Below are 11,493 nucleotides of genomic sequence, written 5' to 3' on the forward strand. Positions count from 1 at the left end.
CTAACCCATTAAAACCCTTACTTAAGTTCTTGCAAAGCTAGCCTAATTACTTCAGGAGGTTTGAGTTTGTGAATATTAAGTCAATGTTAGCCCGTCTTGAAAGCGCAATGGGTCGTCAGGATGTAGTTGAACAAATGGTATTACTACCAGAGCCAGCTTCCCCCACTTCCAAACGCGCTAACGCTGCTAAATCAATCAATTTAGTCGTGGGCTATAATCGCTCTCCTAGCAGTCAAACCGCTCTGGATCTTGCCCTATGGATTGCCCATCAAACCCGGTTAGTTACAAAGGCGCAAGTCACGGTTCAAGTCGTTTACGTTGTCGATGAAGAGCAAAGCAGCCATTGTCCACATATCTCTAACGAGGGCGATGCTAGACGCCCTTTAAGCCAACAGCTTCCCCTAGAGTCTCTAGAAGCATCGGCAAGAAAGTGTGCCACACCTGTTTTAACTCAACCTACCCCTGTGGAATTAGAAGCACGCACACGAATGACGGAGATAGATCCTTCCTATTTGAGGGCAATTTTCTATCAAACGAATCCTTTTGAGCAAGCAGATCGTATCCTATCGCAAGCCCGTTGTCTGGCTGAAGAATGGCGAGGTTCTTTCAAAGCTCATCTACGGTTTGGTTGCATTTCTACAGAACTCAGAAAAGTTGTTGAATCAGAAGCTGCGACTTTATTGTTGCTGGGCTGTACCTCTGCCAATCATCCAATTGTTCAGAAACTAGGTTGTAATTTTCCTTGCGCGGTGTTGGGTATTCCCAGCATCTTGAATTCACCGGATACTTCAAGTTGTTCCTCAGATTTCCAATCAGTTTAATCGTTGAGCGGAAATTTTTACATAGGAAATTAGAAGAAAACAATCGGGATTTAAATAATTTTGATTTGTTTCTACCTTTTACCTGTACCTGGAAAAGCACAATTAGCGATCGCCTAAAAGGTTTCTATTGCACTTCTATCTGATTTGTGAAGAGAGTCTCTTCTAAAAAACTCCGTTAGCGATCGCATAGCACTGCGGATGCGTTATTCTCCGCTTTAGATGCAAAGGAAGCGAAGAACACAAGCGATGATTTTACAACCTACAACAAAAATTAAAAGGCAAATGCATCAAGAAAATTGCTCCTTTCTTTAGCATTTTGCCTTTTTATTGTCTCAAGCCGACCATCGCTCAAGCCGACTATCGGCTCCTGAAAAAGAAATTCTGAAAATTAGTACTGAATCAGATGGAGTACATCACAAACCACACTATCGCTCTTTTGTCACTCTAGGCAGAGGAAAAGTGGAAATCGGTTGGCTCAAGAGCTGTGGGAACAACTCCCCTGAACCAATTCATAAAAGCAATTAAACCCTAAAAACCCGCATCTAGCTCAAGGATAGGAAATACTTTTAGCCAAATCTTCATAAGATTAAAAGCCACAAAAGGTCGGAGAATTAAACGTAGATAGCGCTAGCTCCTCCCGAAGGGAGGCTCGCCCTTGCATCAGACGGGAAAGATAGTGGTTTGCTGACGGCGGGTGAAATACTGGATTTGTACGCACGATCGGAGCGAACTGCCTTCGACACACCGCACAGTTCGTCTTTAAAAGCCGAATTGGTGGTTTTGAGTGCTTTTGACACGGGAAGAGGTCGGATTACAGGCGATGGCGTCATCAGGCTGTCTCGGGTTTTTATTTCCGCTAGAGTTCCTAGTGTTCAAGTGTCATTATGGGCGATCCCTGCTGCCCCCACTTCTTTCCTAATGACGAAGTTTTATAATAATCTCCAGGGAAATCCAGACCGAGCATCTGCACTGCGAAGTGCCATGTGAAAAACTCTGAAAACATACCTGAGCCCATTAGACTGGGCGGTATTTACCCTGATCGGCGAAGCGCAGTGAAGGGAAATATTTGAGTAAGATTGAAGTCAATACTTTTCGGTTAATCTCTCCCCAACCCATAATTATCTGTGTGAAGGGTAGAGCTACTAAGCGTTACCCATCGAACTCTTCTCAATGTTGTGGGTTGCGTTCCTCAAACGCCACGCCCCCAACGCGGAGAACTCATCTACACGGAGTGGCTTACCAGCCTACGAATGACAGGGTTTCATTCATTTCTCCGACTTAACTCCCAGCAATCCTCGATCTAGAAGCTCGTGCATCGGATTGTGAATTCTAGAAGACTTGAGGCGCGTATTGCACAAAGTGCATCTGAAGAGCGCGATCGCGTTTTTATTTAGATAAGGTCATATTCTTGCGGAAATCCTCGAACTCAGCATGTAGGGGCTAGCAAAAGCGGTAGTGACTTTTTGTCATTCATCTCGGAAAATTCCCAAATGAATGACAGACTTTTCGGATCGGTACAGCAAAGCCCTGGGCTATCATCGGCCCATGCGGTAACGTTTAAAAGAAAGGGGTACGTTTAAGGGCAGAAAGGGGTATACTCCGGAAGGGTATATGTTGCCGACTGAACTGCCCGAAATGGAGAATCGAAATTCGCCTACTCATCCGTTTTGGCGATGATTGGCACTTCACGATTGGCATAGACTCAAACAGTGTTACAGCCAATTAGTTTTATAGAAAAAATAATTTTACCATCCCCTAAAAGGAATGCGTTCGCCTATGGATTTTATATAGCTGTAGAGAGAAAAGTGCATTAACACATCTTGTTAAAATAAATGCATTAAAAATGCCTAAAATCTGCTTTTTGAGGATAGCTTGGAGATAAGGCTAGGCAGGGCAATCTAAATTTGGTTTTTTTGCCGCCTCGCCACTTTTCTAATTGAGAGTAGAAAAAAATCGGTGCATTCTTACCAAGTATCTGGCTACCTGCTACCTGCAACACAAGCTGGGGTGACAGTTCCAGAAGTGGCAACGAGCGACGTGTTTCTTCCCAGGAATTAGGCAAATGAAAGTCGCTGTATGTGAAATCAGTCTATTGCTGAAGGCAAGCTATATTAAAGTGAAAAAAGAAAAAGGAAAAAGGATAAAATATTTAGTTTTACCCTTGGCCTTTTGGATGTTGCCTGCGATCGCTCCAGGAGGCGTCGATTGGGCGATCGCGCAGGCACAAATTGTGCCAGATCAAGACCCCACCAACAGCACGAACACCATTGTCAATACCAATGGCAACAGTTTCGACATTACTGGGGGAAAAACCTCCAGTAATGGGGCAAACCTTTTTCACAGTTTCTCCGAGTTTGGGCTAAACGCCAACCAAGTTGCGAATTTTCTGTCGAACCAAAATATTAAAAATATATTGGGTCGCGTCACTGGCGGAAACCCCTCTATTATTAACGGTCTGCTCCAAGTTACGAATGGCAATTCCAATCTATTTCTAATTAATCCATCTGGCATTGTATTGGGTGCCAACGCCAGCTTAAATGTAAACGGAAGCTTCACCGCCACCACTGCTACAGGAATTGGTTTTGGCAACAACTGGTTCAATGCATCTGGTAACAATAATTATGCTGCCCTGGGGGGAGAACCCAACGCCTTTGCCTTCACCAACGCTCAACCCGGTGCAATTATCAACGCAGGGCAACTGAGTGTAGGCGCGGCAAAGGATATTGCTTTACTGGGTGGTACCGTAGTAAATACCGGAACCCTGACAGCTCCTGGGGGTAATATCACCTTAACAGCCGTACCTGGTGAGAACATAGTACGCCTGAGTCAACCAGGGAATCTACTAAGCTTAGAAATTCAACCCATAGCAGCAGCCGGTAGCCAGCCGGAAAATTGGACATTGCCAGTTGCTTCCATCCCAGAACTGTTAACGGGAGGCGGTGCCGGGAGTGCCACTGGGCTAACAGTCAACAGCAATGGTCAGGTAGTGTTAACGGGATCTGGGGTTAGCATTCCCACAGATCCAGGCACTGCGATCGCCTCTGGCAGTCTCAACGTTTCAGGTCAGACTGGCGGCACGGCGCAGGTCTTGGGCGACAAAGTCGGGCTGGTTAGTGGCAATGTTAACGCTTCAGGCACCAATGGTGGCGGCACCGTCCTGATTGGAGGGGATTTTCAGGGGAAAGGCACCATTCCCACTGCCTCTCATACTTACATCAGCAGCGACTCTACGATCAATGCTGACAGTTTGCTCAACGGCGATGGCGGTCATGTCATCGTCTGGGCAGACAAAGTAACCGGCTTCTATGGCAAAATCGGTGCTAGTGGCGGCACTAATCAAGGTAATGGTGGCTTTGTCGAAGTATCCGGCAAGGAAAACTTAGCATTTAAAGGAGAGGTGAATGTAGGTGCCCCTAACGGGGTAGACGGCACCATTCTGCTCGATCCAAAGAATATCAAGATAGTCAATACAGGTGGTACGAACGACGATCAACTCAATGCCGATACTCCTACAGGAGACTTAGCGGGGCAAATTTTATCGGCTGATGGAGGGGATGAGGTAGACTTCACTATCTCCAAGAGCTTACTCGAAAATCAGACTGGTAATGTCTTACTACAAGCAACGAATGATATTACCATCGACAACGGTGTGTCGCTGGACTTTTCTTCTGGTGGCTCGATTACCTTTACTGCCGACGCGGATAAAAATGGTGCCGGGTCTTTTTCAATGGATCAATCGCAATCCATCACAACTTCCGGGGGAGCGTTAACCATTACAGGCGCAAATGTAACTGTTGGAGAGATTAACACTTCTGTTAAGGGCAACATGGGCGGTGCTGGTAGTGTAACGTTGACCGCACAAGACGGAAACATTAAAACTGGCAACATCATAACGAAAGCTACAGGCGGCCCCAACGATGGTGGCAATGTAACGTTAACTGCGAAGGGTAGCATTACGTATAACAAGATAACGGCGGGCGCTTCTGGTAATGGAAAGTTCGGTCAAGGCACTGATGGCACGATTACTTTAACAACGGGTACAGCAGCCCCCATAAAATACACGGGATCTACGGGATCTGCCCAACCTACCAAGGTAGGTACAGATATTGCCCCAAATCCGGGCGGTAATACAGGTGGCAGCGGCACGGGTGGCATAGACACAGGTGGCATAGACACAGGTGGCAGCGGCACGGGTGGCAGCGGCACGGGTGGCATAGATACAGGTGGCAGCGGTACGGGCGGCATAGATACAGGTGGCAGCGGCACGGGCGGCATAGATACGGGCAGTAATACAGGTGGCAGCGGCACGGGCGGCATAGATACGGGCAGTAATACAGGTGGCAGCGGCACGGGCGGCATAGATACGGGCAGTAATACAGGTGGCAGCGGCACGGGTGGCATAGATACAGGTGGCAGCGGCACGGGTGGCATAGATACAGGTGGCAGCGGCACGGGCGGCATAGATACAGGTGGCAGCGGCACGGGCGGCATAGATACAGGTGGCAGCGGCACGGGCGGCATAGATACAGGTGGCAGTAATACAGGTGGCAGCGCCACCAGCTCATCCGGGGGTACGGGTGGAAACACAGGCTCCTCCGGTGGCACTGGGGCCGGCACAGGCAAAAACACAGGCTCCTCCGGTAGCACGGGCGGTAGTAGCACCGGCACTGGTGGCACGGGCAAAAACACAAGTTCCTCTGGGGGTACGGGTGGAAGCACAGGCAAAAACACAGGCTCCTCCGGTGGCACGGGGGGCGGTAGCACCGGCACTGGTGGCACGGGCAAAAACACAGGCTCCGGCAGCCCTAGCAACGATCAAGCAAGCAAGGGAGATGACGGAACAAGTCAGGGAGATAACTTATCCGGCTCAGGAAACGATCCGGTTTCCACCTCTTCCGGCAAGGAAAATTCATCATCACGAAAGGTGGATACGGAATCATCTTCACAAACTGATGCAGGTGAATCTGTTGCAGTTCTGGAAGAATCCTTCACCCGTGAATTTGAGGAGTATTTGGGTCAGCAGGTTGATTCTCAGACAACCACACTGGTAGAGGCTCGGAATATTCTGCAAAAAATTGAGAAAGCGACTGGAGTGAAACCGGCACTCATCTATGTAACTTTTGTGCCTCAGACGATTGCACTCGATCCGAGCCTACTGGATACAACGGCTTTCAATGGAACTAAGTCACTACAGCCGTTAAATCAACCAGAAAATGTGCAGCAATCTAGTTCCCTAGGGAAGGTTAATGGGAGAGGACATAACAATAGCGACCAGTTGGAAATATTGGTGGTGACTTCTGAGGGTGTCCCCATTCGCAAGCGGATTCCTGGGACAACGCGATCGCAAGTAATCAAGGTTGCCGATCAATTCCGTGCCGAAGTGATTAACCCCCGAAGACAGAAGGCTTACCTGGCTCCAGCCCAAAAACTTTATAAGTGGATGATTGCACCCATTGAAGCCGATTTACAAGCGCGGGGTATCCAGAATATGGTCTTCCTTGCAGACAGTGGGTTACGCTCCATCCCGATTGCCGCTCTCCACGATGGTCAAAAGTTTCTGGTGGAGAAATACAGTACGGGGCTGATGCCCAGTCTTAGTTTGACGGATACTCTCTTCAAAGACATTAAAAATTCCCAAGTTCTGGCAATGGGAGCAGAGAAGTTTCCCGAACAAAGCGCTTTACCATCAGTGCCCCTGGAGTTGTCAATGATTACGCCCCAGCTGTGGAAAGGCAAAGCCTTCCTTAACGATGCCTTCACCCTCAAGAATCTGAAGTCTCAGCGCTACTCGCAGCCTTTTGGGATTGTCCATCTAGCAACTCATGCCGAATTTGAATTAGGGCCTCCTAGCCAATCCTACATTCAGCTATGGGACACGAAACTGCGATTGAATCAGCTAAAGCAAATGGGCTGGAACGATCCACCTGTAGAGTTATTAGTTCTGAGTGCCTGTCGCACAGCGTTAGGCAATGAACAGGCGGAGATGGGCTTTGCTGGATTGGCTGTGCAAGCAGGGGTAAAATCGGCAATGGGAAGTCTGTGGTACGTCAGTGATGAAGGGACGTTGGGGCTGATGACCAGCTTCTATTCCCAATTGAAAAAAGCCCCCATCAAAGCGGAGGCACTACGGCAGGCACAGATATCGATGATTAATGGAGAAGTAAGCATTGAGGGAAACAAAATGCATACTTCCAGAGAGGATATCTCGCTACCTCCGGAGTTGGCAGGGTTAGGAGAGAAGAAACTCTCTCATCCCTATTATTGGGCAGCGTTTACGATGATCGGCAATCCTTGGTAAACAATTAAAAACGCCAAATTAAACATTCTCTGATTTTTAATTTGGCGTTTTTTTGAATTTTTAATTGCTTAATACCCACGAGCGCATCAGAGCATTTACTTGTTCTGGTACCTCATCATGGGGACAGTGACCTGCTTGTAAAAAATGCTCTGTCAGTTGAGGATAGTATTGGCGAAATTGCTCCGCTCTATCTCTTGTATTCATCCAGGGATCTGCTTCTCCCCACAACAGCAACAGCGGGCAGTGCATCTGCTTTAATAAAAGGTCAACTTTTTCGCCTTGAGGCGTTCTAAAGACAGAAGCAAACACTTGAGCAGCACCGGGATCGCAAGAGGGGCGATAGATTTCTTCCACCAACCGATCGGTGATCGCACTCTGGTCGAGATAAACTTTCTGGAGTGTATTCCGAATGACTGAACGTTGTCGCGCATACTGGAACAACAGAAAACTAGCCCAGGGTTGGCGAAAAAGTGACTGAACGACTTCACCCATCACTTTTTGGATAGGGTTCGGTTGAGTCGGCACCTTAAGATTGGTGAACGGGCCAGCACTATTGAGCAATACCAATCCAACAGCGGCTGATGGACGTTGGGCTGCCACGCAAAGCCCGCAATAGCCGCCTAGAGAGTTTCCTGCTAACACAACTGGCTGACGAATCACGTTAGTGATGAAATCATACAGTTGGTCTCGCCACAAGTCGCCACCATACTCCCACTCCGGCTTGGCTGAACGACCAAAGCCCAGCAGATCGATCGCCCAAACTTCAAAATCCTGACTCAGTTCAGTAATATTCTTGCGCCAGTGGTCTGTAGAGGCACCAAAGCCATGAATCAATAATAGGGGCGGGCGTTCGGGTTGCGGTTGTCCTGCCCGTACATAATAGATGGATTGCCCCCGCCATTGCCAATAAGTGCCGGGAATGGGGACGGTAGAGGCTGCTGGGGTTGCCTGCATGTCACAAAAATGTTAAGTAATGTTAACTTCTTTATTTTAGCTTCTCAGGAAGGCTGGATGACCTTAGACATTCAGTAGTTCTGTCTAAGGGCTTGGTTGCTGCATCCACGTTAGTTATGTTGAGGAAAGGTTTTGCTCAGGCGCTAAGGAAATGCTGGAGCGATTGCCTCCTCAGAACGCATAAGTATTGAGTAATATAAAAAAAGCAGCTAGAATCTTAACATTTGCCTTGAGCGACCCAACTTCAGATGGGGTAACGTAGGCGCGTAGCGGCTTTCCGTATGGTAGTACGCAAGCTGTGTTCGCATCACATCTGGAGTAGAGAAGGGGAGAGTTCAAGTAGCGTTTATCAATCGTAGATCAGTAACGAAGAGGGAAGAGCAGTGTCTGTCGAAACCGTACAAAAGCCTTCAACAGTCCGTAAACTCGCACCTCGTTATCGTGTGTTGCTCCATAATGATGACTTCAACCCAATGGAGTACGTGGTGCAGGTTTTGATAACGACGGTGCCTGGTATCACGCAACCTCAGGCTGTCAGTATCATGATGGAAGCTCATACCAATGGGCTTGCTCTCGTGATTACTTGCGCCTTGGAGCATGCGGAGTTCTATAGTGAAACATTGAACAACCACGGATTGACCAGCACCATAGAACCAGACGAATAGGATACGCCCAGGCAACAAGTAAGAGGCAAGAGGTTGTTAAAAATAAACTTTGTCCGTTTAGCCCAGTACCCGGCACCGGCGCGGCTGGGCTGTTTTGTGCTGAGTTTACTCTTGCTCTGGTTGCCGGTGGCTGCACCCATCTACTTACTCTTGAGTAAAGATCCCAACTTAGTCACCATCCTGACGATGGGACTGTTGTTTGCAGCGTTTCTCCTGCTTGTTCGGTGGTGGGGTCAGAAAGTCTATCAGCAACCCCAGCTACTGAGACGCTATGGTTTACAAGGAACGCGGCAAAATGCCAAAGAGCTTTTCTCTGGACTGGGTGTTGGCGTCTTGATTACTTTCAGTCTGTTTGGGCTGGAGGGGCTATTGGGTTGGCTGGTGTGGCAGCCTCCGACAATTCCATTAGCCAAGCTGATTTTAGAAGGGTTAGCGAGCGCGCTGGGTATCGGTTTTGCAGAGGAATTGGTATTCCGAGGCTGGCTGCTAGATGAGTTGGAACGGGATTATCGTCCCGGTGTATCTCTTTTGGCAGACGCTTTTATCTTTGCGCTGCTGCATTTTCTGAAGCCGCTGAGGGAAATTTTTCGGACTTTGCCGGGATTTCCAGGGTTGTTGCTGCTGGGATTAACCCTGGTTTGGGCGAAGCGCGGAAGCAGGGGGCGTCTGGGACTCTCGATTGGTCTGCATGCTGGCTTGGTTTGGGGATACTACATCATTAATGTGGGAAATCTGGTGCAATTTTCTGGTCAAGTTTCCGACTGGATTACCGGCGTGGACAGGAATCCCTTGGCGGGGGTAATCGGGTTGGTGTTTTTGAGCGTTTTGGCGTTTGGGATGCGGAAGCGATCGCATTCACTACACTCGCCTCAATAATCAACAACCATTGATCCTAGACTCAACCTATAGCATTACCCAATCTGGCTTCTGGAGTGGGAGAGTCCCTCTTTATCGGCAAACGGAATTCTCTACTTCCCTGCGTGTCTCCCCCATCTAAACTCTTTGGAGAGAGGTTAACCGAAAAGTATTATAAAACTTAGTTATGGCGGATTCGGTAAGCGGCTCTTGAGGAGCAACGACGAGCGCAAATATTCTTACCAGATTGCCCCTCGCCGCTTCAAGTCACGCTTCATTGCTTCTGAAAGTCCTGTATTCTCTCCAAATCGAGCTTTTTCCACTTTTACCGTGCCTAAATCCGCATCGCTCAAATTGGCACGACGCAGGTCAGCGCCGCTTAGGTCGGCACCCATCAAGTTTGCACCTATCAACGTGCCACTACTCAGGTCAGCACGACGCAGGATAGCATAACTCAAGTTCGCCTCACTCAAGTTGACACTACACAAGGAAGCATCAATTAAGTTGGCGCGACAAAGGTCAGCTCCAATCATTTGAGCCTCATTGAGTTGGGCACATAGTAAGTTGGCACTGTTGAGGTTAGCACCAATCAAGTTGGCACCCATCAAACAGACTTTAATGGCGTCAGCTCTGTTGAGATTGGCACTGAGCAAATTAGCACCGCTCAAATCAGCCATATTCAAGTTGGCTTTATTTAGCTTGGCACCCGCGAGATCGGCACCAATCAGATTGGCACCCAGCAGCAGCGTACCCAGCAAAATCGAACCGCTTAAGTCGGCACCATGTAGGTCAACGCCACTAAGATTAGCACCCGCAAAATCTTTAACGGGATTTAATCCAGCAATTTCTGCTAATTCAAGGAAGTTATCTGTATCTGCCTCTACAACGTGTAAGATCAAGTCTTTCAGTCGCTGGAGAGATTTCTCATTAGGCACATTCAAACTCTGTCCGGCTTTCATTAGGCTTTTGTTTGGACCTGAATAGGCAGAGGGCAATCATTCTCTCTATTACCGCCCTCTTGTTACGACTAATATGCTTCAACCCCAGTTCCTCGACATCCGGATATTCACTTACAAATTGGTTATTTTGCTCTAGTTGAGCCAAAATTGCTTCTAAGGATTTATCGAGACTGTCTGTTGACTCCTCATCAACCATCTCTAGGTGGGATTTTTTAGAATTTGAGTATTGCATTTTTTACCTCAACATCATTTAGCTTAAGTAAACCCATTCTAAAAATAACATTGCACTGCGATTGCCGGGGAAATATCCACTAAAATTTACGTGAATTTGAGGGTTCATCAAGTTATGGAAAAGTAACAAACTCCTTTTCGTCTAGATGTCTGAAGCTGCATGAGTTTTAGAAAAAAATTTTGATTCTCAACCAGTAAAACAAAAGCAATATTTAGTATGTTTTTATACTTGGGTACTTGGATTTTGATTTCTGGATTGAACTCGCTCGAAAAAACTTTACGGTTGTTTTTGTCTAAAGTTCTATTGGTTGGCATTTCCCCAACAAAATAGCTGGGATCGTTACGGGCAGACATTTATCAGACTCAGAGAAAGAAGATTTAACCTTGACCTGCTTGAGGAACTTTGGGCGATCGCTTATCGAGCGATCGTGTTGCGTAGCCGACAGCATATGCTGCAATTGAAATGGCTATGTGGCGAGCGCATCAGTTCAGTTGCATCAGGGGAACACCAAGCGAAATTACTATGTAACCTATAATACTTTTGCCTACTGAGATTCCCTTTGCTCGAAATGCCTTTTTAGTCAAGTTTCTATCAAATTGCATAAAAGAATAATTGTGAATCCACGCTTCTCGATAGAAGGCGAATCTGACGATTTGCTGACAATTTAACAAAGTAGTAATTTCTTCTGAATGTCAAAAAATCTCAACTC

Annotated in this window: 8 protein-coding genes and 1 pseudogene; 6 read left to right on the plus strand and 3 right to left on the minus strand. The window is 47.5% G+C overall.

Annotation, left to right across the window (positions count from 1 at the left end):
• The first annotated feature begins 68 nt into the window (after positions 1–68).
• From NDA03_RS13240 to NDA03_RS13250, 3 genes and pseudogenes are all read left to right on the plus strand, one after another.
• The gene (locus NDA03_RS13240) at positions 69–821 is read left to right on the plus strand and encodes a universal stress protein (RefSeq protein ID WP_348238246.1); all 753 of its coding nucleotides are present in this window, start codon (positions 69–71) and stop codon (positions 819–821) included.
• 645 nt (positions 822–1,466) lie between these two features.
• Positions 1,467–1,877: pseudogene (locus NDA03_RS13245) on the plus strand (CHAT domain-containing protein); the annotation flags it as partial.
• Between the two features lie 1,006 nt (positions 1,878–2,883).
• The gene (locus tag NDA03_RS13250) at positions 2,884–7,119 is read left to right on the plus strand and encodes a CHAT domain-containing protein (protein WP_348238247.1); all 4,236 of its coding nucleotides are present in this window, start codon (positions 2,884–2,886) and stop codon (positions 7,117–7,119) included.
• A gap of 60 nt (positions 7,120–7,179) precedes the next feature.
• On the opposite strand, the gene NDA03_RS13255 is transcribed toward NDA03_RS13250, so the two are convergent.
• A complete protein-coding gene (locus NDA03_RS13255) occupies positions 7,180–8,073 on the minus strand; it encodes an alpha/beta fold hydrolase (protein ID WP_348233129.1) in 894 nt (297 codons plus the stop codon).
• Between the two features lie 383 nt (positions 8,074–8,456).
• On the opposite strand from NDA03_RS13255, the gene clpS reads away from it, so the two are divergent.
• Positions 8,457–8,738, plus strand: a complete 282-nt coding sequence (clpS, locus tag NDA03_RS13260) for an ATP-dependent Clp protease adapter ClpS (RefSeq protein WP_190415151.1) — start codon at positions 8,457–8,459, stop codon at positions 8,736–8,738.
• Between the two features lie 42 nt (positions 8,739–8,780).
• Complete coding sequence (locus NDA03_RS13265) at positions 8,781–9,614, plus strand: CPBP family intramembrane glutamic endopeptidase (RefSeq protein ID WP_348238297.1); 834 nt, start codon at positions 8,781–8,783, stop codon at positions 9,612–9,614.
• 218 nt (positions 9,615–9,832) lie between these two features.
• Here NDA03_RS13265 and NDA03_RS13270 read toward each other — a convergent pair whose 3' ends face one another.
• Both NDA03_RS13270 and NDA03_RS13275 read right to left on the minus strand, forming a co-directional pair.
• On the minus strand, positions 9,833–10,552 hold the full coding sequence (locus tag NDA03_RS13270) for a pentapeptide repeat-containing protein (protein WP_190429621.1): 720 nt from the start codon (positions 10,550–10,552) through the stop codon (positions 9,833–9,835).
• Positions 10,521–10,784: a hypothetical protein gene (locus tag NDA03_RS13275; RefSeq protein ID WP_190415153.1), complete on the minus strand. Its 264-nt coding sequence runs from the start codon at positions 10,782–10,784 to the stop codon at positions 10,521–10,523. The genes NDA03_RS13270 and NDA03_RS13275 overlap by 32 nt, the downstream gene beginning before the upstream one ends.
• Positions 10,785–11,091: 307 nt before the next feature.
• Between NDA03_RS13275 and NDA03_RS13280 the strand changes: the two genes are divergently transcribed.
• Positions 11,092–11,319: a hypothetical protein gene (locus tag NDA03_RS13280; RefSeq protein WP_348238248.1), complete on the plus strand. Its 228-nt coding sequence runs from the start codon at positions 11,092–11,094 to the stop codon at positions 11,317–11,319.
• Positions 11,320–11,493 lie beyond the last annotated feature (174 nt).

Source organism: Trichocoleus sp. Lan (assembly GCF_039961855.1).
In the GTDB taxonomy this organism is placed as follows: domain Bacteria; phylum Cyanobacteriota; class Cyanobacteriia; order Cyanobacteriales; family FACHB-T130; genus FACHB-T130.